Origin of the sequence: Bacillus sp. RSS_NA_20 (assembly GCF_020165915.1) — a bacterium.
GTDB classification, from domain to species: Bacteria; Bacillota; Bacilli; order Bacillales; family Bacillaceae; genus Bacillus; species Bacillus altitudinis.
This window is the reverse complement of the sequence record NZ_JAIUKW010000005.1, coordinates 1,069,079-1,093,590: the sequence shown is the minus strand read 5'-3', so window position 1 is coordinate 1,093,590 and position 24,512 is coordinate 1,069,079. Positions and strand designations below refer to the sequence as shown.

The window sequence follows — 24,512 nt, the reverse complement described above, 5'->3', positions numbered from 1 at the left end:
AGCATAGAGACGGGAGTTTTTGTGTTTTGCAAAAAGGTTCTAGGCCCCACCGCCATACATAGCGGATGGTGTAAAAAAGATGGAGGTGCGATCATTGAATATTCAAGACATGATTTTGACACTGCAAAAGCATTGGTCAAATGAAGGCTGCGTATTAATGCAGGCATATGACACAGAAAAAGGTGCTGGAACGATGAGTCCATACACGTTCCTCAGAAGCATTGGGCCAGAGCCATGGAAGGTAGCTTATGTAGAACCTTCAAGACGCCCGGCTGACGGCAGATATGGAGAAAACCCAAACAGATTGTATCAACATCATCAATTTCAAGTGATCATTAAGCCATCACCTGACAATATTCAAGAACTGTATCTAGAATCATTGAAGGCGCTTGGCATTGACCCGCTGAAACATGATATTCGTTTTGTTGAAGACAACTGGGAAAACCCATCTCTTGGCTGCGCAGGACTTGGCTGGGAAGTTTGGCTTGATGGAATGGAAATTACGCAATTTACGTATTTCCAGCAAGTCGGCGGTTTAGAATGTAAGCCAGTTTCTGTTGAAATCACATACGGAATTGAGCGTCTTGCTTCTTACATCCAGGACAAAGAAAATGTATTTGACCTTGAATGGACAGATGGCTTTACTGTAAGAGATTTATTCTTAATGGCTGAATACGAGCATTCTGTGTATACGTTTGAAACATCTAATACGGATATGCTGTTCGATTTATTTACAACATATGAAAAAGAAGCACATAGCCAAATGGACAAAGGGCTTGTTCACCCGGCATATGATTATGTACTCAAATGTTCTCACACATTTAACCTGCTTGATGCCAAAGGCGCGATTTCTGTGACTGAGCGAACAGGTTATATCGGAAGAGTACGTCAGTTAGCGAGAAAAGTAGCCAAAACATATTACGAAGAACGAGAAAAACTAGGATTCCCTATGCTAAAAGAGGAGGCGGCTTCTCATGAATAAACAAGATGTATTACTTGAAATCGGCTTAGAAGAGATGCCGGCTCGTTTCATGCCAGAAAGCACAAAGCAACTAGGTGACAAAGTAAAAGCTTGGTTCGTAGCGCAAAATATTTCATTCGAAGACGTTGCTTTATTTAATTCACCAAGACGTCTAGCTGTACTCGTCAAAGGTGTTGCAGAAAAACAAGAGGACATCAAAGAAGAAGCAAAAGGACCGGCTAAAAAGATTGCTCAAGATCCTGAAGGCAATTGGACAAAAGCTGCCGAAGGTTTTGCCCGCGGACAAGGCGCTTCAACTGATGATCTGTATTTCAAAGACATCAAAGGTGTGGATTATGTCCATGTCCAAAAGTTTCAAGAAGGTAAGCAAGTCAAAGACCTTCTTCCAGCATTGAGGGACATTGCCGCTTCATTGAGTTTTCCAAAGAACATGAGATGGGGAAGCGAGGATTTACGCTATATCCGTCCAATTAAATGGATTGTTTGTTTATTTGGTCAAGAGATCATTCCTGTCGAAATTGCAGGAGTGAAAAGCGGACGGGAGACTAGAGGACATCGTTTCCTAGGGACAACAGCCAGCATTGACACACCAGCTTCTTATGAGCAAACATTAAGAGATCAATTTGTCATTGTAGATTCAGATAAAAGAAAACAATTAATTACTGAGCAATTACATGCCCTTTCTTCCGAAAAAGGCTGGGTCATTCCAGTTGATCCCGAGCTTCTAGAAGAAGTGAACGATCTCGTTGAATATCCAACCGTTCTATTTGGTTCTTTTGAAGAAGAATTTCTTGCGCTACCGGAAGAAGTGCTTGTTACGACAATGAAAGAGCATCAGCGTTATTTCCCTGTGAAAAATGAACAAGGGGAATTACTGCCGCACTTTATTACGGTCAGAAATGGAAACAGTGAGGCACTTGAAAATGTGGCAAGAGGGAACGAAAAGGTCCTTCGTGCACGTTTATCAGATGCGGCATTTTTCTATAAAGAAGACGAAAAACTCGTCATTGAAGACAACATTCAAAAGCTTGATAAAGTCGTATTCCATGAGAAACTTGGCACGATTGGCGACAAGCTGAAAAGAGTAACAGACATTGCCGTTCGCCTTGCTAGTCATGTGGGTGCAGATGAAGAAACGTCTAAACGCGCTGCAAGAGCAGCCAGTATTTCTAAATTTGACCTTGTGACTCAGATGGTCTATGAATTCCCAGAACTGCAAGGAATCATGGGTGAAAAATATGCTAGAGCACTTGGCGAGCATGAAGAAGTGGCAAAGAGTATCAACGAGCACTACATGCCGCGCTTTGCTGGTGACGATGCGCCGTCAACACTTATTGGGGCGATTGTTGCAGTGGCGGATAAGCTAGATTCTATTTGTTCATTCTTCTCAATTGATGTCATTCCAACGGGCTCTCAAGATCCTTATGGATTAAGAAGACAAGCGAGCGGTATCGTTCAAATCCTGCTTGACCGCCAATGGAATCTTTCATTTAAAGAGCTTTTAGCACTAGCTCAAGTAGAGACAAAACATGAAGCGGCTCTCATTGAATTTTTAACACACCGTTTGAAATATGTTCTCCAAGCAGAACATATCCGTCATGACGTGGTGGAAGCAGTCCTTGATGTTGAAAATATTGAACCATATGCGGTTGTGAAAAAAGCGGCTGTTCTTGAGGAGAGCGTGAAACAGGAAAGTTTCAAAGAAACGGCTGAGGCACTAGGCCGCGTCATTTCAATCAGTAAAAAAGGGGAAGACGCACAGATTCAGCCTGAACTGTTTGAAAATGAACACGAACAAAAGCTATTTGAAGCGTATCAGCAAGCGGAAAAAGCCGTCAACGAGCATATGGCAAGTGGACAGTACCATTCAGCACTTGAAGCGTTAGATACGTTAAAGGCACCAATTGTTCATTATTTCGACCATACCATGGTTCATGCCGATGATGAAAAACTGAAACAAAATCGTTTGGCACAAATGGTCAAACTTGCAAAAGTCATTCAATCATTTGCGAATATGAACAATTTAATTGTAAAATAAATACCTAAGAACGGTTGCCTTTTTCGAAGGGCAATCGTTTTTTACTCATTTAATTCACGGTTTTTGAGTGGATTTTTGTTTCATTCGGACGAAGATGCGCTATAATATGATGAGTTATGAAATTGATATACATAAAGTAAGGATTCGCTCTCTCTATTTAAAGGTGGTGAGTACAATCGAGTTAAATAAACGGCAAGAGCAGATTTTACAGATTGTCAAAGAGAATGGTCCGATCACTGGAGAGCATATCGCCGATCGGCTGAACTTAACAAGGGCTACCCTCAGACCGGATTTAGCCATTTTAACGATGTCTGGCTTTTTAGAAGCAAGGCCAAGGGTCGGCTACTTTTTTACAGGCAAAACAGGCACGCAGCTTCTGGCAGATAAGCTGAAAAAACTTCAAGTGAAAGATTTTCAGTCCATTCCGGTCGTGATACACGAGAATGTTTCGGTTTATGATGCGATTTGTACGATGTTTTTAGAGGATGTGGGCACATTATTCGTTGTGGACGATCACTCTATTTTAACAGGCGTGTTATCAAGAAAAGACCTCCTTCGAGCAAGTATTGGGAAACAAGAGCTTCCATCTATACCTGTCCATATTATTATGACAAGAATGCCGAACATTACCGTTTGCCGCAAAGAAGATTTTATTATGGATGTGGCCAAGCACTTGATTGAAAAGCAAATAGATGCACTTCCTGTTATAAAAGATACGGATAAAGGCTTTGAAGTGGTCGGCAGAATTACGAAAACAAACATGACGAAAATACTTGTTAGCTTATCAGAGAACGAAATTATCTAATTACAGAAGACTGCGAGGGGATGTTATGAGTAATCGCGTAATTTTTGTTGTATCAGATTCAGTAGGAGAAACGGCAGAGCTCGTGGTCAAAGCGGCACTTAGCCAATTTGATGGCGGCTCATCCGACCATTCAAATATTAGAAGAATCCCATATGTAGAGGATGTTGGTACGATTAAAGAAGTCATTTCACTGGCGAAAGCAGATAATGGGATCGTCTGCTTTACTCTTGTTGTGCCAGAAATGCGCCAATTCTTAATAGAAGAAGCAGAAGCCAATGGCGTCGTGTACTATGACATTATCGGTCCACTTATTGATAAAATGGAGACGGCATATGGAAATGAAGCGAAACATGAGCCAGGTCGTGTACGTCAATTAGATGAGGACTATTTTAAAAAGGTAGAAGCCATTGAGTTCGCTGTGAAATATGATGATGGCCGGGACCCAAGAGGTATTCTAAAGGCTGATATTGTGCTGATTGGTGTATCACGTACGTCTAAGACACCACTTTCTCAATACTTAGCACATAAACGCTTGAAGGTAGCAAACGTTCCGATTGTTCCTGAAGTTGATCCGCCAGAGGAGTTATTCTCAGTTGATCCAAAAAAATGCATCGGCCTGAAAATTAGTCCAGACAAACTAAATCATATCCGTAAAGAACGTTTAAAATCACTCGGTTTAAATGACCGTGCCATTTATGCGAATATCGAGCGGATTAAAGAGGAACTAGAATATTTTGAAAAAGTGGTTGACCGAATTAACTGTCAAGTTGTTGATGTATCGAATAAAGCAGTTGAGGAGACAGCAAATGTCATTCATCAAATGCTGACCAAAAGAGGTTCCGAATAAACTCAGGATGCTCCTCCTGGGTTTTTCCTATGGTGGGAAACGGGTAAACAAAAACAATAGCATATTTGCTGCATTTGTATTATAATAAAAAATTGTGATAAAATGATTGATTTTAGGTTTAAGTTAAGTCAAGAACGAATAAACTAATATTGGCAGAAGTCAAGTGATTCTGAACATAACTTTTCGACAAAATGAGTTTTACTGTTGATCGCTTTATGGGGGAAAAGTATGGTCTTTTTGCTTCTCTAAAGCAGGAATAAGGTGGAGGGATGGAGAATTAGTCACCTGAATGAACGTAAAAAAGAAAGGACGATTTATGTCGATGCAGATGCTTGTCCTGTAAAAGACGAAATCCTTTCTGTCGCATCTCAATTTCAAGTACCTGTGACTTTCATTGCTTCATATGAGCATTTTCAAACCAAACGATCACCACTTGAAGATTGGCGGTTTGTTGATACACATAAGGAAGCAGCAGATTTAGTCATTGCGAACTTAGCTGTCAAGCACGATGTTGTCGTCACCCAGGATATTGGTCTGGCCTCCTTACTGCTTCCAAGACAAGTCATTGTTCTGTCTGAAAGAGGACGAATGTACACAAACGAAACAATTGATTTTGATTTGGAACGCAGGCATGTTTCCAGTAAACAGCGAAGAAAAGGTGTATACGGAAAAGGTCCCAAAAAGCTTTTAGAAGAGGATAAAAAGCGATTTATTGCCCAACTACAAAAAATCCTGTCGAATCATGAAGGATTTTTGAATTAAAAGGCGAATAATGTACGACGGAGTGTTATTAGGATGAGCAAACGTATACCAGATGAACTTTTGGAGCAAATCCAAAAAAACGCAGACATTGTCGAAGTGATTGGAGAATACGTACAGCTTAGAAAACAAGGTCGGAATTACTTCGGTCTTTGTCCATTCCATGGTGAAAATACTCCTTCATTCTCTGTTTCAGCAGATAAGCAAATCTTCCATTGTTTTGGCTGTGGTGCAGGAGGTAATGTATTTTCGTTCCTCAGACAAATGGAAGGCTACTCATTTATTGAAGCCGTTTCACATGTTGCTGATAAGTACCATATTGATTTGCCGGATCATGTAGCGAATGCGCAGATCAGTTCCTCACAGCAAGAGGATACAGCAGATCATAAAATGATTGAGGCGCATGAGCTTCTTAAGAAATTTTACCACCATTTGCTGGTAAATACAAAGGAAGGTCAAAACGCACTCGATTATTTAAGGTCCAGGGGCTTTACGGATGAAACAATTGCCAAGTTTGAGATCGGATATGCTCTCGACTCGTGGGATTTCGTGACCAAGTTTTTAGAAAAACGAGGGTTTGATCCTGCGATGATGGAGAAGGCTGGTCTTTTGATTCAACGAGAAAACGGCACAGGTTTTTTTGACCGCTTTAGAGATCGTGTCATGTTTCCGATTCATGATCATCACGGGACGGTTGTCGCTTTTTCTGGAAGATCACTTGGTGATCAGCAGCCAAAGTATATGAATAGTCCTGAAACGCCACTTTTTCATAAAAGTAAGCTGCTTTATCACTTTCATGACGCTCGTATGCATATTAGAAAACGCGAACGTGCAGTCCTTTTCGAAGGATTTGCTGACGTCATCTCGGCTGTCACAAGTGGTGTTGGCGAAAGTGTTGCAACAATGGGTACGTCTTTAACAGAAGAGCACGTAAAGCTTCTTAGGCGGAACGTAGAAGAGATCATTTTATGTTATGACTCTGACACGGCCGGGTATGAAGCGACCATGAAAGCATCAGATTTGCTTGGAAAAAGAGGATGTAAAGTTCGCGTTGCCATGATACCAGATGGACTTGATCCAGATGATTACATTCGTAAATATGGCGGCGAGAAATTTAGGAATGACATCATAGATGCAAGTGTGACATTAATGACATTTAAGATGAATTTTTTCCGAAGAGGAAAGAATTTGTCTGACGAAGGAGACCGCCTGACTTACATGAAGCAGGTTCTCCGAGAAATCAGCCGATTAAACGGTTCCTTGGAACAAGAGATTTACATGAAGCAGCTGGCCGGGGAGTTCTCCATTTCACTTGACTCATTAAAGGAGCAATTGGAGCTTTTTGAAAAGCAGCAGCGCCAAGAGGCCAAGAGCTCGCAAGAAGAAAATGGGCTTGAAAAGCGGCGTGCACATCTGTCAACACAGGTAAGACGAAAACGTCTAAGGCCGGCATATGAAAACGCAGAGCGAATGCTCCTTGCACATATGTTGAAAAATGATGACGTGATCCGAAAAGTGCTTGATAGGATAGGGTTTGAATTTAATATAGATTCGCACAGAGCGCTGGCAACATACATTTATGCATTGTATGAAGAAGGCAAGGAGCCGACCCCGCAGCATCTGATGAACCGTATAGAAGATGATGTGATCAATCAGCTCCTGACGGATATATTCATGATTCAAGTTGGAGACGAACTAAGTGAAGCTGAATTAAGTGATTATGTAAAAAAAGTGTTGAATCATCGGAATTTGTCAATGATAAAGGAAAAAGAACTAGAACGTGCAGAGGCGGAGAGGCAAAAAGATTTCTTCAAAGCGGCAACACTTGCAAAAGAAATTATTCAGTTGAACCGTTCGCTGAAGTAATACGTCTACTATTTATGACAAGACTTACGGCTGGCAATGAATCCTTTAATGGGAGGAGCATAAGACCGCAAGCATCTTGCCTTCATCATTATTTATTTTATTCCTATTTGCTCATTCTGTTTGATAGAGAGAGAAAGGCAGAGCAGAAGCAAATCGCAAGTTACTTTAGAATTCGTTGCAAGCTTTGGAAGGAGGGATCCATAATGGCTGATAAACAAGCCCACGAAACTGAAACTGAATTAACCTTTGAACAGGTGAGAGATAAGCTCACTGAAACGGGTAAAAAACGGGGCGTTTTAACATACGAAGAAATTGCAGAGCGTATGTCTAGCTTTGAAATTGAATCAGACCAGATGGATGAATACTATGAATACTTAGGCGAACAGGGTGTAGAACTCATCAGTGAAAATGAAGAGACTGAAGACCCAAATGTTCAGCAGCTGGCTAAGGCAGAAGAGGAATTTGACCTGAATGATTTAAGCGTACCACCAGGTGTCAAAATTAATGATCCTGTTCGTATGTACTTAAAAGAGATCGGGCGCGTCAATTTGCTATCTGCTAAAGAAGAGATTACGTATGCTCAAAAGATTGAAGAAGGCGATGAGGAATCAAAAAGAAGATTAGCGGAAGCGAACCTTCGTCTCGTTGTCAGCATTGCGAAACGTTATGTTGGTCGTGGTATGCTGTTCCTTGACTTGATTCAAGAAGGAAACATGGGGCTCATGAAGGCGGTTGAGAAGTTTGATTACCGCAAAGGATACAAATTCTCAACATATGCGACATGGTGGATTAGACAGGCGATCACACGTGCGATTGCCGATCAGGCGAGAACAATCCGGATCCCGGTTCATATGGTGGAAACCATTAATAAATTAATCCGTGTTCAAAGACAGCTTCTACAAGATCTAGGTAGAGAACCAACGCCAGAAGAAATTGCGGAAGACATGGATTTAACACCAGAGAAAGTAAGAGAAATTCTTAAAATTGCGCAAGAGCCAGTATCTTTAGAAACACCTATTGGTGAGGAAGATGACTCGCATCTTGGTGATTTTATCGAAGACCAAGAGGCGACTTCTCCATCAGACCATGCTGCCTATGAGCTCTTAAAAGAGCAGCTTGAAGATGTATTAGATACGCTAACGGACCGTGAAGAAAATGTGCTGAGACTGCGTTTCGGACTAGATGACGGAAGAACACGCACATTAGAAGAGGTAGGAAAGGTGTTTGGCGTAACAAGAGAGCGTATTCGCCAAATTGAAGCGAAAGCTCTTCGTAAATTAAGACACCCAAGCAGAAGTAAACGATTAAAAGACTTCTTAGAATAGAAACCGGACGGATCTTGAGAGAGATCCGTTCTTTCTTCATCAAAATGAAAACGCTTTTTTGATCTGATTATATTTTACTGAATAACAAATGAATTTGCAACGTTCTTAGAGAAAAGATGTATAAAAAATACATCTAAATGTGCTGAAGGCTTCTTTTCTCATTTTGAATCATTTTTGTCTAATCTGTGAACTTGACCAAAGTTTTGTATCATAATTCGTTTACTTTTTGTAAAATTAAAGTAGAATTAGAATTGTTTGCATAGTCTCAAAGGGGTTTTTCACAAAGGGGAGGATGAAAGAAATGAAACGGAATCCACTTATACCATTCTTATTGATTGCCATTTTAGGTATTGGACTCACTTTTTTCTTATCAATGAAGGGGCTGAAAGATGAAGACAAAATTGCCTCTGGGGGCAAAGAGCAAAAGCAAGAAGAGACCGCAAATGCAACGCCGGAAGAATTGTATAAGCAGAACTGTATTAGCTGTCATGGGGAAAACTACGAAGGTGGCGCAGGTCCTGCATTAAAAGGTGTTGGCGACAAGCTTGAAGTAGCAGACATCAAGAAGAAAATTCAAGAAGGCGGAAATGGGATGCCGGGCGGGCTAATTCCGAATGAAAAGCTCGATGAAATGTCAGAATGGGTATCCAAAATTAAATAATAAAGCGCAAAAAGCTCTTTTTCATCAGAAGAGCTTTTTTCATTTGAAAACGACTTTTAAAAAGTCCATAATTTATATAAGATAGACAAGTATGAACATTAAAGAAAAGTAGTGATATGGATGAATGAAATGAATTTGTCAAAACGATTAAAAAGAGTCGCAGACTTTTTACCAAAAGAGGCGGTCTTTGCTGATATCGGCTCAGATCATGCCTATTTGCCATGTTATGCGATATTACATCATAAAGCATTGAAAGCCATTGCTGGTGAAATTACTGATGGACCGCTTCAATCTGCGAAGCAGCAAGTACATAGGCTTGAATTAGATGAGCAAATTTCAGTCAGAAAAGGAAATGGCCTTGAAGTGATTGAAAAAGGCGAGGTAAATGCTGTCACGATTGCAGGGATGGGCGGAGCACTTATTGCAAGCATTCTAAATGAAGGTAAACACAAGCTCACAGGGCAGGAGCGGCTTATTCTTCAGCCTAATATTCATGCTCACCATATTCGTTTATGGCTCTATCAAGAGGGGTATGAACTGATGGATGAAGTGATTTTAGAAGAGGATGGCAAAATATACGAAATCATCATTGCCGAAACAGGAGACAAAGATAAAGCTTATGAAGGCATGTCGATTGAAACAGGCATGCTCGTTGGTCCGTTTCTTGCCAAAGAGCAAAAAGATGTCTTCCGGCGCAAATGGATGAACGAGCTTCAGCACATGGAGCATATAGAAGGCCAGATTCAACAAGCAGCGCCGACGGAAGAGAACAAAGAACGTCTGAAAGAGCTGAATGCGAAAATAAAAATGCTAAAGGAGGTTTTGACTGTTGGCTAAAACAGTGAACGGGCATGAAATCATCCAATTATTTGAGCAATTTTCACCAAAGGCATATGCGGTGGAAGGTGATAAAATTGGGCTCCAGATTGGAACGCTAAATAAAAAAGTGACCAATGTCATGATCACCTTAGATGTATTAGAAAATGTGGTAGATGAGGCAATTGAGCGGAAGGTGGATCTCATTATTGCCCACCATCCGCCAATTTTCCGTCCATTAAAACATGTGGCGACAGATCAGCCGGCAGGACGGATCATTGAGAAATGCATCAAACATGATATTGCGGTGTATGTAGCACATACAAACCTGGATGTGGCTGATGGAGGAGTCAATGACTTGCTTGCAGATGCTTTAGAGCTCGGGGAAACAAAAGTGCTAGTTCCAACATACGAAGATCCAATTAAGCAGCTAGCTTTGTATGTCCCAGTGGAATTTGAAGAGGCCATCAGGACGGCTTTAGGAAATGCGGGAGCTGGCCATATTGGCAACTACAGTCATTGCGCTTTTTCAAATGAAGGGACAGGCAGTTTTCTGCCATCAGAAGAAGCTGTGCCATTTATTGGTGAGACGGGTAAATTGGAATTTGTGAAAGAAGTACGAATCGAAACCATTTTCCCAGCAAGTATTGAAAAACAAGTGATTCGTGAAATGATCAAAGCACACCCTTATGAAGAAGTGGCTTACAGTGTACACACGACAGATCTTCCTCCTATTCAAAAAGGCCTTGGGCGTATTGGTGAATTAAAAGAACCTATGACACTTAAAGACTTCACTCAATTTGTGAAAACGAAGTTAGATGTGAATGGAGCGCGTTTTGTAGGAAATCAGGAAGCGGTCGTGAAAAAAGTAGCTGTGCTTGGAGGAGACGGAAATAAATATATCCATCAAGCGAAAAGAATGGGTGCAGATGTGTACGTGACTGGCGACCTTTATTTCCATGTCGCTCACGATGCCATGATGCTCGGACTGAATGTAGTGGACCCGGGTCATTACGCAGAAAAGATCATGAAAGAGGGCGTAAAGACAAAGCTAGAATCGCTATGTACAGATAAAAAATATGATGTGCAATTCTTTGTATCAGAATCAAACACAAACCCGTTTCAATTTGTGTAAACAAAAACGTCAGAGCATAGCAGCTCTGACGTTTTTTTATTTCTTTGTTTTCACGCGAGGTAATATCTTAGAAAGAGGAACCGTCCGTTCAATTTTCCATGTTGATTCATCATCAGGTTCGTAGTTTTCTAAGAAACGAATGACTTCTTTTGTAATAGGTGTTGGTGTGGAAGCACCTGCAGTAACGGCAACTGTTTTAACCCCTTGGAGCCATTCAAGCTTTAGTTCACTGAGATCACCAATTCGGTAAGCCTGCGTTCCTGCAATCTCCATTGACACTTGCGCCAGACGATTTGAGTTATTGCTTTTTGGATCGCCGACCACAATGGTCAGATCGGCTTGGCCTGCTTGCTGTGACACAGCTTCCTGACGTACCTGTGTCGCAAGGCAGATTTCTTGATGGTACTCGACGTGAGGATATCTTTCTTTAATGAGCTCCATCAGATCATGAACATCCCACTGAGACATTGTCGTCTGATTGGTGATGAGTAGTTTATCTGACGTTAGATCGAGCGCTTTAATATCAGCTTCTGTTTCGACAAGGTGCACTTTGTCAGGTGCAACACCGACGGCTCCTTCTGGCTCAGGGTGCCCCTTTTTCCCGATATAAATAATGTCATATCCATCAGCTGTTTTTTCTGAAATGAGTTCATGTGTTTTCGTGACATCTGGACAGGTCGCATCAATGGCGACAAGGCCTTTTTCTTCTGCAATTTGACGGACTTCAGGAGATACGCCGTGAGCGGTGAAAATCACTGTTCCACTTTCAACCTGTTTTAAAATATCTAGACGGTTTGGTCCGTCCAGTGTGTAAATTCCATCTTCTTCGAAGGCATCTGTGACATGTTTGTTGTGCACAATCATACCTAATATATAAATTGGGCGTGGCAAGTTTTTATCAAGTGCGGCATTTTTAGCAATGACCATTGCATCTACAACGCCATAGCAATAGCCACGCGGCGAAATTTTAATTACATTCATTTATTCGTCCTCCTGTAGGGAAGTGCTGCTAGAGAAGAACAATATAAAAAGCCGTGAAAAACGGCTTTTGATCATTCTCTTCCTTCATTATAGCCAAAGTAAGCGCATATATCAAAGATTGTTATACATGGGAAACACTTCGCCTTTAAAAGATCACTAGACATATAGTTTCGGAATGGAACTGCCCGATCTTTTTTTCGGTTTTGCTTCAGGAGCAGCTGATGTGTGTACAGTGGTTTTTTTGACAAGGATGTCCTCTGGTTCTTCTTCTTTTCCTTCTTCTATTTCATCATCAACCGGTGCTGCTTGTTCGTGCGGAACGTCTGTTTCTGCAGTGATTTCTTTTGGTTCTTCGTCTGCATCATTCGTATTTGTTTCATCATCATCCGCACTGCCAAGCTGGCTATAGAGTTTAATCATGGCAGGCAAATTTCTGACTAAAGGACCGTATTGCTGAATCATAGGCGTGAATTGCTGCGCCATTCCGAGTACTTTTTGAACATTTCCTAACATGCTTGAAAGGTTCGCAGGGTTTGCGAAGCTCTGGATTCCTTGTAATCCCGCACCACCTCCAGCTCCAGAGATCCCTGCTCCTCCAGCTCCAGGAAGAAATTTTGCCAGCATGCCCTTAATTCCGGCGCCGCCGCCTAGTGCTCGGCTTTCGCCTCCAGGAATGCTACCCATCCCGCGTAGACCGCCGCCTTGTACAGACGGAGAGCGAGGCATCATTTGTTGAAATTGGTTGCCTTGCCCTTGAAAAGGCTGTTCGATCGGAGCCTGCTGTCTCCGTTGAAAAATCCCGGGCTGACCGCCATTTCCAAGGTGCCGGCGTGAGGGACGATGCGGCTGAAAATCGCCCATAGGCCTTTGCCCTAACATACTTGTACCTCCCTTACTGCATTCTCTTTCTCTTCATAGGTTATGCAGGGAAGTATCATTTGGTTTCCTGTGAGAAAAGCGGACATGGTTTTTTTGCTGAAAATCAGCTATAATGAGGAGATGAGCAAAAAGGCATTGCCTTAAGGAGTGAAAACATGAAAGAAACGAAATTTACGACATATGAATTAAAGTCTTTTATTATAGATGCTATTCATGAACTGGGCTTTTATGAGCCGACTGATATTCAAAAAAGAATTATCCCTGCTGTTTTAAAAGGTGAAAGCGTGATTGGACAGTCACAAACAGGGACAGGGAAAACCCATGCGTATTTATTGCCGCTTATTCATTCAATTGATCCAAGCAAAGAGCAAGTACAAGTGGTCATTACTGCACCAACACGAGAATTAGCGAATCAAATTTTTAAAGAAGCACAAACGATCTTAAAAAATACGCCTCCAGAAGAAGAAATCAAGGCAAAGCTTTACATTGGCGGAACGGACAAGCAGAAATCCATTCAAAAGCTAAAGAATCAGCCGCACTTAGTGGTCGGCACTCCTGGACGTATTGCTGATCTTATTCATGAGCAAGCGCTGAATGTGTACAAAGCAACATCTCTTGTCATTGATGAAGCAGACCTTATGCTAGATATGGGCTTTTTAGAAGATGTGGATCGTATTGGTTCACAAATGCCAGAACAGTTGCAAATGCTCGTGTTCTCAGCAACTATTCCAGAAAAATTAAAACCTTTCCTCAAAAAATATATGGATAATCCGAAATATGCACATGTTGAACCGAAACGAATTACGGCTGAAAACATTCAGCATATTTTAGTTCCATCTAAACAACGTGATAAATTAAAATTACTTCATGAAATGGTGACGAATGTACAGCCTTATTTAGGGATCATCTTTGCCAATACAAAATCAACTGTTGATGAAATTGCCTCATTCCTACAGGAAAAAGGAATGAAAATTGGGGTGCTTCATGGCGGTTTAACGCCTCGTGAACGTAAAAAAGTGATGAAACAAATTGAAGATTTGGAGTTCACATATATTGTGGCATCTGATCTTGCTGCCCGCGGGATTGATATTAAGGGCGTCAGCCACGTGATTAACTATGAGCTCCCATCCGATCTTGATTTTTATGTTCACCGTGTGGGAAGAACGGCTCGCGCTGGTTCATCTGGCATTGCAATGACCATTTATGATCTCGCTGATGAGGATGCACTCGTTCAAATTGAAAAAATGGGTGTTGTGTTTGAAAACAAAACAATTGTTCATGGCGAATGGCGAGATGCAGATGATCGTTTGAAGCGTCAAAGACGTAAAAAAGCACCAAATGAAATTGAAGAAAAAGCAAAACGCCTTGTCAGAAAACCGAAAGCCGTCAAACCTGGATATAAAAAGAAAATGACACGTGAGATGGATAAGATCAAAAGACAAGAACGTAGAAAGTCAAAGCGTAACGGAAAGTAGGGGGACACATTGTTGAAGATTGGATCACATGTATCCATGAGCGGAAAACATATGCTTCTTGCAGCGAGTGAGGAAGCTGCCTCTTATGGTTCAAATACTTTTATGATTTATACAGGTGCACCGCAAAATACGCGCCGTAAAAAAATTGAAGATCTCAATATTGAAGCTGGACAAGCGCATATGAAAGAGCATGGTATGACAGATATCGTCGTTCATGCACCGTATATTATCAATATTGGGAACACAGTGAATCCAGCGACATTTGAGCTTGGAGTGGACTTCCTTCGCTCTGAGATAGAGCGTACAGAAGCGCTAGGTGCAAGACAAATTGTTCTTCATCCAGGTGCGCATGTCGGAGCAGGTGCAGATGCTGGAATTCAAAAAATCATTGAAGGTCTCAATGAAGTCATTGTGAAGGGGCAGGAGGTTCAAATTGCGCTGGAAACAATGGCGGGAAAAGGATCAGAGTGCGGAAGAAGCTTTGAAGAGCTTGCCCAAATTATTGACGGTGTGACACATAACGAAGCACTTTCTGTTTGCTTTGATACGTGTCACACGCACGATGCAGGTTATCCCATTGTGAGTGATTTTGATGGAGTATTAGAAGAATTTGATCGAATTGTCGGGATCGACCGAATCAAAGTTCTTCATATTAATGATAGTAAAAATGTACAAGGCGCAAGAAAAGACCGACATGAAAATATCGGTTTTGGAGAAATTGGTTTTGATGCCCTGAGCTATATCGTTCATCATCCACAGCTTCAAGATGTGCCGAAGATTCTAGAAACGCCTTATGTAGGTGAAGATAAAAAGAACAAGAAACCACCTTACAAATTCGAAATTGCGATGCTGAAAGAAAAGCAATTTGATGAAGGTTTACTAGATAAGATTACGGGTCAATAAAAAGTGCATGCAATGTGATGAGGTGCCGCTAAATGCGGCCCTTTTTTGCCTAATTTGTGAATTGATTAAACAGATCATTGACGGTCTGTGCTGTCTGTTTAGACGTAATCGCTTCCACTTGCTTAAGCAGCCGGTTGCGCTCTGCATCATTAAAAATATTGACGTTTTTCCCATTCATGAGTTTGGCGACCTCAGCAGCCTGATTGGATGTTAAACTGACCCCGTACTGTTTCGCATACCTTAACAAGTCATTTGCTGTGATCTGATTCAGACGCTGTAACACAATTTTTTGAATTAAAATCAATTCCATTCCTCCCCTCTGTATCAATGTATGGGCGAAAACGGAAAATGTGCAAAAAATTTTATTTTACTCTGTGAAATGATAAAATAGTAAAGTGAATAAAATGTTCATTGAAAACTAAACATGTGTAGAAGGGAGAACGTATGGCAAATAGTAAACAGCATAAAAAGGAATCAGTGCCTCATTTTATTTTGAGAATTTTTCTGATTCTAGTAGGAGCTGCATGTGCAGCAGTCAGCATTGAATTATTTTTAGTGCCAAACAATATTATTGATGGAGGCATCATCGGTATTTCGCTTATTTTGGATTATCTTTTTACGGATAACCCATTCATTAATTTCGCGACGATTGTTGTCATTTTAAATATTCCATTTATGATATCAGGATACAAACATATTGGGAAAACCTTTTTGGTTTCCACTGTGATTGGGATTGTCAGCTTGGCCGTGATTGAATCTTCACTTCATCATGTAGAGGCATTTACGACGCAGCCGATTTTAGCTACTGTATTTGGGGGGCTGTTACTCGGGTTTGGCGTTGGGCTTGTGATACGGAATGGAGGCTCAATGGACGGAACGGAAATCTTAGGAATTCTTCTGACGAAAAAAATTCCTTTCTCCGTCGGTGAGTTTGTCATGATCGTCAATGTGTTCATTTTTATTTGGGCGGGCTTTGTCTTCGGACCGGAGCAAGCTATGTATTCTGTCATGACATATTATTTGGCAATGAAAACAATTGATGCTGTCATTCAAGGACTAGATGAAACAAAAGCTGTCATTATCGTTTCGGATTATTATGATGAAATTTCAGATGCGATTCTTCATCGTCTCGGCAGGGGAACGACCAAGCTTAGAGGAAAAGGCGGTTATACCGATGAAGAAAAAGATGTCATTTACGCCGTCGTGACAAGACTTGAAATTACGAAGCTGAAATCTATTGTGTTTGAAATTGATGGTCAAGCCTTTATTACGATTATGGATACGCATGAAACAAAAGGCGGTAAATTCAAAACAGCCATTCATTAGCTTTTATTTTACTTTTTTATCTTTCTTTTATATAATGAAATGTATGTATGGACAAAGAAAATGGCAAAAGCCATTTTCTTTTTGTTGTATAAATCGTAATCATTCTTTTTATATTGGATTAAAGGTGGAAAGATTTATGGCAAAGCCAATTATTGAAATGAAGGACATTTCGTATTCATATGGACAGCGAAATGTCATCGATCACATTCATTTAACAGTAGAGGAAGGAAACTTTCTAGCACTTGTTGGACCGAATGGATCTGGTAAAACAACCTTATTAAAATGCCTGCTTGGCTTGATTAAACCACAGCAGGGAGAATTGAAGCTCTTTGGCACACCTGCTCAAAAATTTAAAGACTGGGATCAAATTGGATTTGTTTCTCAAAAGGCGAATAGCTTTAATACAGGTTTTCCTGCTTCTGTATACGAGGTCGTGGCAAGTGGTTTAACGGCGAAGATTGGTTTATTCAAACGCATGAGTAAGCAGGATAAGCTTCAAGTAGATGAGGCCATCCGCTCAGTTGGCATACAGGACTTAAAACACCAAAACATTGGTGAGCTTTCAGGCGGGCAGCAGCAGCGTACATTTATTGCCCGTGCACTCGTCAGTCAGCCGAAGCTGCTTATTTTAGATGAGCCGACTGTGGGTGTAGACCAAAGAACAGTAGAAGGCTTTTATCAGCTGTTAGAAACATTGAACAAAGAAAAAGGAATGTCTTTAATTCTCGTTACACATGATGTAGGAACCGTTTCTGACAAAGTCACGCATGTGGCTTGTTTAAATCAGACACTTCATTTTCATGGAGATGCGGAAACGTTTGATTCGATGGATGATCAGGCGCTTTCTCAGTTTTACGGGCATGACATTCAAGTGATTCATCACGATCATCACCATCATGGGGGACATGAATAATGCTATTTCCATTTTTTCATTATGAATTTTTACAAAATGCGTTTATCGCAGGTATGCTGATCGGCTTTATTGCGCCCTTACTTGGTGTATTTATTGTCGTGAGAAGGCTCTCTCTCATCGCAGATGCGCTTAGTCACGTATCACTTGCTGGGATAGCGGCAAGTTTATTCCTTGATAAAAAGTTTGGACTTTTGACAGGGGTTAGCCCGCTTTACTTAGGAATGGCTTTTTCTGTGGCTGGCTCGTTGTTTATTGAACGTCTGCGCTCTGTGTATAAACATTATCAGGAGCTGGCAATTCCCATTATTTTATCGGGTGGTATTGGGATCTCTGTTATTTTCATTTCACTTGCAAATGGTTTTAATACAGATTTGTTCAGCTATTTGTTCGGAAGTGTCAGTGCGGTTTCAAGGCTCGATCTTTGGATTATTGTTGGGATCTCACTTGTCGTTGTATTAGTGGTTGTGCTCTTGTATAAAGAATTGTTTTTGCTTTCTTTTGATGAAGAACATGCGAAGGCTTCTGGTATTTCAGCTAAGTGGATTCATTTTATTTTTATTTTAGTTGTTGCACTTGTCATCGCAGCATCGATGCGTATTGTTGGTACACTCCTAGTGTCCGCACTCATGACACTGCCTGTTGCGGCAAGTATTCGGATTGCCAAAGGGTTTAAACAGGCGATTTTCCTTTCCATCTTATTTGGGGAATTGTCTGTTATGGTCGGCTTGATTTTAAGTTATTATCTTGATTTAGCGCCGGGTGGAACCATTGTGATGCTGTCTATTTTGATTTTAATCGGGTGTATTAGTATTGGGAAATTCAGAAGGGGGAATCATCATGAACGTACAAGAAGCGCTTGATTTATTAAAGGAAAAAGGCTATAAATATACAAGCAAACGTGAAGATATGCTTCAATTGTTTTCTGATTCTGATAAATACTTGACCGCTAAAAATGTATTAACAGCATTAAGTGAAGATTACCCAGGGCTTAGTTTTGATACGATTTATCGAAACCTGTCTTTATATGAAGATCTTGGGATATTAGAGACAACGGAATTATCAGGGGAGAAACTGTTTCGTTTTAAATGTTCGTTTTCCCATCATCATCACCACTTTATTTGTTTGACATGCGGTAAAACAAAGGAAATCGACGCTTGCCCTATGGACAAGCTTGATGCTGATCTAGAGGATTATCACATTAGCGGACATAAATTTGAAATTTACGGAACGTGTCCTTCTTGCGAACCGAAGGAAGTTCATTCATGAAAGAAGCCAGCCGATGGGCTGGCTTTTTGTTTTGTCATGTTGAAAACGTTTTACAAAGGATAGCTGTTTCATTAAAATGAGAACAACAGATCATCTATAGAAGCAGATTTGAGTCTTTAGAAATAGGGGGAGGGTCAAAAGTGGCGTATTATATCGTATTCGATGTAGGCGGGACAAAAACAAAGCATGGGGTCATGGATCGACATGGTGAGCTGATCACGAGCGGCGACTACGAAACAAACTGCAGGCAGCTTGAGCCGTTTTTAGAGGACATGGAGAACGTGGTGAAAGAGTATCAAAGGACTTGGGATATCAAAGGGATTGCGATGAGTCTTCCGGGGTTTGTTGACAGTCAAACGGGTTATACGGAATTTGCAGGAGCGATTATTGCTTTAAATGGCCAAAATGTCAAAACGCTTTTGGAAGAAAAAACATCACTTCGTGTAGAAGTAGAAAATGATGCGAACTGTGCAGCTCTGGCTGAAAAATTTAGTGGTCATGCGAAAGAGTGTGACAGCTTTATATGTATGACGCTTGGGACTGGTGTCGGCGGCGGTATTTTTGCTGGCGGAGAGCTTGTTCGCGGTGCCTCTTTTCGCGGCGGTGAATTTGGCATGATGCTGACAGAAACAGAAAACGGTCAGTTTACGACACTCAACAGCAGTGCTTCGACAGCTGGATTGATACGAAGCTACAAAGAGCAGCAAGGAATTCCACAAAGTCAGCAAATCGACGGTCAAGAAATCTTTGAAAAAGCCAAGCAAGATCCGGCCATTGAGAAGATGATCGATCAGTGGTACAAGCGAATCGCAATTGGCATTTACAATGTGGCAACAGTTCTCAATCCAGAGAAAATCCTCATTGGCGGGGGCGTGAGTGCAAGGCCCGATTTGATTCCAAACATTGAGAAACATTTACATACTTTGCATGCATGGAAAAACATACAGGTGACACTGGAAACGTGCTATTACTTCAATCAGGCAGGTATGATGGGTGCACTTTATCATTTTTTAATAAAAGAAGGACATCATCGTACAATCAAAAAGCCGATACATTAAAAACGTATCGGCTTTTGATCTGTTTTAGTAAGCAGTTTGCAGACGCTTTTCATACTGTTTGATCCATTGGGATGCTTCTTGCCAGTTATTCACGCGAATGATCCGTTCATCAATTGGCATTTGATTATACGGTGAGTTAAACAGAATCACTGGAATGTCAGCTTCTTTTGCAATCATTGTGGCATTACCATGGTGATCTTCAAAAAACACATCGATCTTATGTTTTTGAACAGCTGCCACCTTATGATGTCCGCCAACAAGCTCGATATCGTCATAATGGACATGATTCTCCTCAAACCATTTGTAGGTGATGTCTGAGTGATGCTGCCTTCTGGCTGTGATATAAATCAATTGATGATGATGTTTCATTTGATTGAGGATTTCTTTTGCACCCTCGGCAGGCTTTGCCTGTTTATAAATAAGAGGCTCATACTCATTCATCCAGCCCCAAAATTCTTCATTTGAAATCTTTAAAAGCTTCGTCAAATCATATTCCGTCATATCATCTAGTGTGATGTCACATTGAAACGACTCATTTAAGTAGGGGACAAAGGTGTCCTGCGCCGTGACTGTGCCATCGATATCAATTCCTAAACGTAACATGCCCACACTCCTCATATTTATCCTCTTAAAGTGTAACATAATCAATTCACAATTCCAGCAAGTTTTAGCAAACATGAAACAGACATTTTTGCTCATACTAAAAAAGCTCCTTTCTATTAACCAAAAGGGGGAATTGATCATGGAAAGAGACGAAGATTTCAGAAGAAATGATCGTGAAATCGACACACACTTTAGTAATGATGATGGCTATTTAGAGGAAACAGCTGCTGAAATTGCAGAGCCATATCAAGCATCAAGAGATCGTGAAGACAGAAGAGAACGTGACCATGTAGGTGACGATTCAGGCAGTAAGGGGATAGGCTATACAGCACTCGCGATTGCGATTATCTCACTATTTGTCTTGCCGGTGCTATTAGGCGTAGCGGCAATCGTCGTTGGTTATATTGCAAGAAGAAAAGGAGCACATGCGCTTGGCGCATGGTCAATCGGGATCGGAATCGTTTCCGTCATCCTCGGCATCTTTATCACCCCGTTCTTTTAACAGGACAGGAACAGAAAAACGCCTGACAGTGATGTCAGGCGTTCTTTGTTATGCGTTCGCTTGTTTTGCTTTTTCAGCTTCCATTTTTGCATAATGTTCTTCAGCGATTTTATCGATTTCTTTTTTCAGTTCTTCGACCATTGTTTCTTCTGGTACTTTCCGAACAATTTCACCTTTGCGGAATAAGAGGCCTTCACCTCTAGCACCAGCGATGCCGATATCAGCTTCACGCGCTTCACCCGGACCGTTTACAGCACATCCGAGAACAGCTACTTTAATTGGTGCTTTAATTTTAGAAATATATTCTTCGACTTCATTTGCAATGCTAATGAGGTCAATTTCAATTCGTCCACAAGTTGGACAAGAGATGAGTGTGGCTGCATTTGATGCAAGGCCAAATGATTTTAATAATTCACGTGCCACTTTGACCTCTTCGACCGGGTCAGCACTTAATGAAATACGGAGTGTGTTACCAATCCCCATATTCAAGATTGCGCCAAGACCAGCAGCACTTTTGACCGTACCTGCAAATAACGTACCTGATTCTGTAATCCCAAGATGAAGAGGATAATCAAAGGCTTTTGCTGCTTTTTCGTATGCCTCAATCGCAAGGTTTACATCAGATGCTTTCATACTGACAATGATGTCATGAAAGTCTAGGTCTTCTAAAATTTTAATGTGATGCAGTGCACTTTCAACCATACCATCTGCTGTTGGATAGCCGTATTTATCAAGAATCTTTTTCTCGAGTGAACCGGCGTTTACCCCAATACGAATTGGAATACCTTTTTCTTTTGCCGCTTTCACAACAGCTTCGACTTTTTCTCTTCTTCCGATGTTTCCTGGGTTGATACGAATTTTGTCTGCACCTGCTTCAATGGCTTTCAGTGCAAGCTTGTAGTCAAAATGAATGTCGACAACAAGGGGAATGTTGATTTGTTTTTTAATGTCCGCAATCGCATTTGCTGCACGCTCATCTGGGCATGCGACACGCACGATTTGACAGCCAGCTTCTTCTAAACGTTTAATTTCAGCTACTGTCGCTTCGACATCATGTGTTTTGGTTGTCGCCATACTTTGAATGACGACTTCATTGTTTCCACCTATAGTTAAAGGTCCCACTTTGACGGGACGCGTTTTTGTACGATGTGTGACTTCACTCACTTGTCAATCGCTCCTTAGTGTACATGCAATTCGTTTGCAGTGTACGACGTGTTTTACATCTCATATTGTAACAGTCTCTTCGTATGAATGACAAGGAATTAACGTTTTATCTCTTATAGACCGGAAACTTGTATGTGCTGCCTGCCCGAATTTCGTTCGCTTTGACGCCTTGATTCAGTGCTTCAAAGTCTTCGATCACTTCATCTAATGGTTTACTTGTATGTACGATAGAGACGACGGTTTGTCCTTGTTTAACAGTGACAGTTTTATATGCCTGTTTTTCAGCTGTTTGAAAGGCGCTGGCGGGAACAGCAGGGCCTTCCTGAACGGGGATCGTTCCATTTTTTAAATCAAAAAAGATAATAAAGAGGACAAACAAACTGACTAGTAAAAAAATAATTCGCCGCATTTTACTCACCGCTTTTAAGAGTTTACTTCAGTGTATGTTTGTCCCTGAGTTGATAGAACAAAAAGAGTGAGAAAGCTAGGAAGGGTGGTTCTAGTGAGTTCTATTATGACTTGTAATCGGAAAAATTTTTGATAAGCCAAAGCGCTTTCTTTATTATGATAAAATAAAAAAAGGGGGAGAGTATATGAAGAAAATCAGTCAGAATATATATGTAAGAACACTAACAGAAAGTGATGCAGAAGCTCTATTAACACTTGAACGAGAGAATCGCACCTATTTTCAGCAATTTACACCTTTGGTTCAGGATGATTTTTTTACTGTACCTCGTCAAAAGGAACGGATTAACCGTAGTATGCAAAGGCGTGCAAAAGATGAAGCCTATATGCACGGTATTTTCTTAAATGAAACAGATGCATTAATTGGAACGATCTCACTCCATTCTGTTGAAAGAGGACCGATTCAAGGGGCTTTGCTTGGATATGTACTTGATGAAAAGCAAGGCGGGAAGGGGTATGTGACAGAGGCGATTCGTTTGATTATCGATTATGCCTTTTATGAACTGTACCTTCACCGTATTGAAGCTGGCGTAAAACCATCTAACATTGGTTCCATTCGTGTGCTTGAGAAGACAGGGTTTGAAAATGAGGGACTTCATCGTAAAAAAGTAAAGATCAATGATAAGTGGGAGGATCACTATTTGTTTGCGATCATCCATCCAGATGAGTCATAGGGTCAAAACAAATAAAAAAGCTCCCCGAAATGAGGGAGCTTACAGCGTGTAGACAAACCCACGCATTCTTTGTCAGTCCTGTGCGCTGGTACTCACGAATGACAAATTCGCTCCGTAAAAGTAGCTGTCCTTCCTAGACTGCAAAGGTTTTCTATCACGCTGAAAAGAAGACAAAGGGCTAAAATCAACAATATTTTAGCCCTTTGTCAACAATCTGAAAGCTCCTCAAAATGAGGGAGCTTATTTTTTTGCAGGTATTTCTTTAACGACAAGATATAAGAAAATAAAGTTAATCACCCAATTTAATAAAAATGAGTTCGCAACCGGCGTGTTTAATGCACTCATGATGGCGAAAAAGACGGTTGTTAATGTGAGTGAATAGGAAGAGAGCTTCCAAAGCATTTGAAAGGACAGCTCTTTTTGCTGCATTCGTTTAATAAATGTGCCAAGCATGGCTAGGAATGTTGCGCTGATGAACATGAGAGCAGCAGTAGATAGGTACAGCAGGACACAAATGACAGGGATAATGATCGCTTGATTCTGGTTTGTGACGCTGGCAAGTTCATCTTTTGTGAGTGTTCCGCCAAGCAGCTGGTATGGAATATCTGTCATTTGTCCGTCAATGGCAATCACTGCTTTTTCTTTCAATAACGCAATGGCTGTTTGTTTTGATTCAAGCTCACTTGATTTTATTTTTTCAGCGGGATCAAAGATAATCGTGATGCCATTTTCTTCTTTTTCGATCGGTGTGCTTTGATCCGCTTGAAGCGTTCCTTTTTCAATGGAAAAGTCGGGTAAATCTTTTTTAATCACATGTTGAAATCCTGACATCGCATTTGAAATCTCTTGGCTCATATGATAGCCCTGGGGGACAGCTGCGATGATCGAAAGGATAAAGATGAATAAAATGGCCTTTCCAATCCCAGTAAAACGTGCTCTGGCAATATCTTTTGGTGAATAAATTCCTTTTAACAATAAACTAAATACGTTCAACCGATTCACTTCCTACATTCTTTTCTATTTCTCACATTGTATCAATGTCTATCCATCCAGTACAAGTACGGCCTTC

26 protein-coding genes are annotated in these 24,512 nt (G+C 41.0%); 19 read left to right on the top strand and 7 right to left on the bottom strand.

The window, feature by feature from the left end:
• The first annotated feature begins 94 nt into the window (after nucleotides 1-94).
• The 10 genes from glyQ (at nucleotide 95) to LCD32_RS11140 (ending at nucleotide 11,234) form a co-directional block, all read left to right on the top strand.
• Nucleotides 95-982, top strand: coding sequence for a glycine--tRNA ligase subunit alpha (gene glyQ, locus LCD32_RS11185; RefSeq protein ID WP_003217487.1), 888 nt, complete (start codon nucleotides 95-97; stop codon nucleotides 980-982).
• Nucleotides 975-3,020 (top strand): glycine--tRNA ligase subunit beta, encoded by a 2,046-nt coding sequence (gene glyS, locus LCD32_RS11180; protein WP_224563776.1) that lies wholly within the window; start codon nucleotides 975-977, stop codon nucleotides 3,018-3,020. The genes glyQ and glyS overlap by 8 nt, the downstream gene beginning before the upstream one ends.
• Before the next feature lie 166 nt (nucleotides 3,021-3,186).
• Entirely contained in the window at nucleotides 3,187-3,825 is a 639-nt protein-coding gene (locus LCD32_RS11175; protein ID WP_024423017.1) for a helix-turn-helix transcriptional regulator, read from the top strand.
• 25 nt (nucleotides 3,826-3,850) lie between these two features.
• The gene (locus LCD32_RS11170; RefSeq protein ID WP_008342399.1) at nucleotides 3,851-4,672 is read left to right on the top strand and encodes a pyruvate, water dikinase regulatory protein; all 822 of its coding nucleotides are present in this window, start codon (nucleotides 3,851-3,853) and stop codon (nucleotides 4,670-4,672) included.
• A 261-nt stretch (nucleotides 4,673-4,933) separates the two neighbouring features.
• Nucleotides 4,934-5,434 (top strand): YaiI/YqxD family protein, encoded by a 501-nt coding sequence (locus tag LCD32_RS11165; RefSeq protein WP_035702740.1) that lies wholly within the window; start codon nucleotides 4,934-4,936, stop codon nucleotides 5,432-5,434.
• Nucleotides 5,435-5,467: 33 nt separating this feature from the next.
• A complete protein-coding gene (gene dnaG, locus LCD32_RS11160; protein WP_008342393.1) occupies nucleotides 5,468-7,297 on the top strand; it encodes a DNA primase in 1,830 nt (609 codons plus the stop codon).
• A gap of 203 nt (nucleotides 7,298-7,500) precedes the next feature.
• Nucleotides 7,501-8,622: an RNA polymerase sigma factor RpoD gene (gene rpoD / locus LCD32_RS11155; protein WP_008342392.1), complete on the top strand. Its 1,122-nt coding sequence runs from the start codon at nucleotides 7,501-7,503 to the stop codon at nucleotides 8,620-8,622.
• Between the two features lie 301 nt (nucleotides 8,623-8,923).
• Complete coding sequence (cccA, locus tag LCD32_RS11150) at nucleotides 8,924-9,283, top strand: cytochrome c550 (protein WP_008342390.1); 360 nt, start codon at nucleotides 8,924-8,926, stop codon at nucleotides 9,281-9,283.
• A 120-nt stretch (nucleotides 9,284-9,403) separates the two neighbouring features.
• Nucleotides 9,404-10,120: a tRNA (adenine(22)-N(1))-methyltransferase gene (locus LCD32_RS11145; protein WP_035702742.1), complete on the top strand. Its 717-nt coding sequence runs from the start codon at nucleotides 9,404-9,406 to the stop codon at nucleotides 10,118-10,120.
• Entirely contained in the window at nucleotides 10,113-11,234 is a 1,122-nt protein-coding gene (locus LCD32_RS11140) for a Nif3-like dinuclear metal center hexameric protein (RefSeq protein ID WP_035702746.1), read from the top strand. Before LCD32_RS11145 ends, LCD32_RS11140 begins: the two co-directional genes overlap by 8 nt.
• Before the next feature lie 36 nt (nucleotides 11,235-11,270).
• Here the strand turns inward: LCD32_RS11140 and LCD32_RS11135 are convergent, their stop codons facing one another.
• Nucleotides 11,271-12,215 (bottom strand): 4-hydroxy-3-methylbut-2-enyl diphosphate reductase, encoded by a 945-nt coding sequence (locus LCD32_RS11135; RefSeq protein WP_035702752.1) that lies wholly within the window; start codon nucleotides 12,213-12,215, stop codon nucleotides 11,271-11,273.
• 156 nt (nucleotides 12,216-12,371) lie between these two features.
• Nucleotides 12,372-13,094, bottom strand: a complete 723-nt coding sequence (vrrA, locus tag LCD32_RS11130; RefSeq protein ID WP_035702754.1) for a VrrA/YqfQ family protein — start codon at nucleotides 13,092-13,094, stop codon at nucleotides 12,372-12,374.
• Nucleotides 13,095-13,249: 155 nt separating this feature from the next.
• Here vrrA and LCD32_RS11125 point away from each other — a divergent pair, with 155 nt between their 5' ends.
• Nucleotides 13,250-14,569 (top strand): DEAD/DEAH box helicase, encoded by a 1,320-nt coding sequence (locus tag LCD32_RS11125; protein ID WP_024718822.1) that lies wholly within the window; start codon nucleotides 13,250-13,252, stop codon nucleotides 14,567-14,569.
• Nucleotides 14,570-14,578: 9 nt separating this feature from the next.
• Nucleotides 14,579-15,472 carry a deoxyribonuclease IV gene (locus LCD32_RS11120; RefSeq protein WP_017358005.1) on the top strand — a complete coding sequence of 298 codons (894 nt, stop codon included), beginning with the start codon at nucleotides 14,579-14,581 and terminating at the stop codon, nucleotides 15,470-15,472.
• A gap of 49 nt (nucleotides 15,473-15,521) precedes the next feature.
• On the opposite strand, the gene LCD32_RS11115 is transcribed toward LCD32_RS11120, so the two are convergent.
• Entirely contained in the window at nucleotides 15,522-15,776 is a 255-nt protein-coding gene (locus LCD32_RS11115) for a DUF2624 domain-containing protein (RefSeq protein ID WP_008342377.1), read from the bottom strand.
• A 140-nt stretch (nucleotides 15,777-15,916) separates the two neighbouring features.
• Between LCD32_RS11115 and LCD32_RS11110 the strand changes: the two genes are divergently transcribed.
• The 5 genes from LCD32_RS11110 to LCD32_RS11090 all read left to right on the top strand — a co-directional run bounded on the left by LCD32_RS11110 (nucleotide 15,917) and on the right by LCD32_RS11090 (nucleotide 20,035).
• On the top strand, nucleotides 15,917-16,798 hold the full coding sequence (locus tag LCD32_RS11110) for a YitT family protein (protein ID WP_017367617.1): 882 nt from the start codon (nucleotides 15,917-15,919) through the stop codon (nucleotides 16,796-16,798).
• Nucleotides 16,799-16,934: 136 nt separating this feature from the next.
• Nucleotides 16,935-17,711, top strand: a complete 777-nt coding sequence (locus LCD32_RS11105) for a metal ABC transporter ATP-binding protein (RefSeq protein WP_008342368.1) — start codon at nucleotides 16,935-16,937, stop codon at nucleotides 17,709-17,711.
• The gene (locus LCD32_RS11100; RefSeq protein WP_007501274.1) at nucleotides 17,711-18,571 is read left to right on the top strand and encodes a metal ABC transporter permease; all 861 of its coding nucleotides are present in this window, start codon (nucleotides 17,711-17,713) and stop codon (nucleotides 18,569-18,571) included. Before LCD32_RS11105 ends, LCD32_RS11100 begins: the two co-directional genes overlap by 1 nt.
• Nucleotides 18,549-18,977, top strand: a complete 429-nt coding sequence (locus tag LCD32_RS11095; RefSeq protein WP_003217433.1) for a Fur family transcriptional regulator — start codon at nucleotides 18,549-18,551, stop codon at nucleotides 18,975-18,977. Before LCD32_RS11100 ends, LCD32_RS11095 begins: the two co-directional genes overlap by 23 nt.
• A gap of 140 nt (nucleotides 18,978-19,117) precedes the next feature.
• The gene (locus tag LCD32_RS11090; RefSeq protein ID WP_025207635.1) at nucleotides 19,118-20,035 is read left to right on the top strand and encodes an ROK family protein; all 918 of its coding nucleotides are present in this window, start codon (nucleotides 19,118-19,120) and stop codon (nucleotides 20,033-20,035) included.
• Nucleotides 20,036-20,059: 24 nt separating this feature from the next.
• Here LCD32_RS11090 and LCD32_RS11085 read toward each other — a convergent pair whose 3' ends face one another.
• The gene (locus LCD32_RS11085) at nucleotides 20,060-20,638 is read right to left on the bottom strand and encodes a 5' nucleotidase, NT5C type (protein WP_025207634.1); all 579 of its coding nucleotides are present in this window, start codon (nucleotides 20,636-20,638) and stop codon (nucleotides 20,060-20,062) included.
• 139 nt (nucleotides 20,639-20,777) lie between these two features.
• On the opposite strand from LCD32_RS11085, the gene LCD32_RS11080 reads away from it, so the two are divergent.
• Complete coding sequence (locus tag LCD32_RS11080) at nucleotides 20,778-21,140, top strand: DUF308 domain-containing protein (RefSeq protein WP_008342359.1); 363 nt, start codon at nucleotides 20,778-20,780, stop codon at nucleotides 21,138-21,140.
• Between the two features lie 48 nt (nucleotides 21,141-21,188).
• Here LCD32_RS11080 and ispG read toward each other — a convergent pair whose 3' ends face one another.
• Entirely contained in the window at nucleotides 21,189-22,304 is a 1,116-nt protein-coding gene (ispG, locus tag LCD32_RS11075; RefSeq protein WP_008342357.1) for a flavodoxin-dependent (E)-4-hydroxy-3-methylbut-2-enyl-diphosphate synthase, read from the bottom strand.
• 106 nt (nucleotides 22,305-22,410) lie between these two features.
• A complete protein-coding gene (locus LCD32_RS11070; RefSeq protein ID WP_007501268.1) occupies nucleotides 22,411-22,713 on the bottom strand; it encodes a hypothetical protein in 303 nt (100 codons plus the stop codon).
• 184 nt (nucleotides 22,714-22,897) lie between these two features.
• On the opposite strand from LCD32_RS11070, the gene LCD32_RS11065 reads away from it, so the two are divergent.
• On the top strand, nucleotides 22,898-23,443 hold the full coding sequence (locus LCD32_RS11065; RefSeq protein WP_224563773.1) for a GNAT family N-acetyltransferase: 546 nt from the start codon (nucleotides 22,898-22,900) through the stop codon (nucleotides 23,441-23,443).
• A 240-nt stretch (nucleotides 23,444-23,683) separates the two neighbouring features.
• Here LCD32_RS11065 and LCD32_RS11060 read toward each other — a convergent pair whose 3' ends face one another.
• Complete coding sequence (locus LCD32_RS11060) at nucleotides 23,684-24,436, bottom strand: DUF1189 domain-containing protein (RefSeq protein ID WP_178930333.1); 753 nt, start codon at nucleotides 24,434-24,436, stop codon at nucleotides 23,684-23,686.
• Nucleotides 24,437-24,512 lie beyond the last annotated feature (76 nt).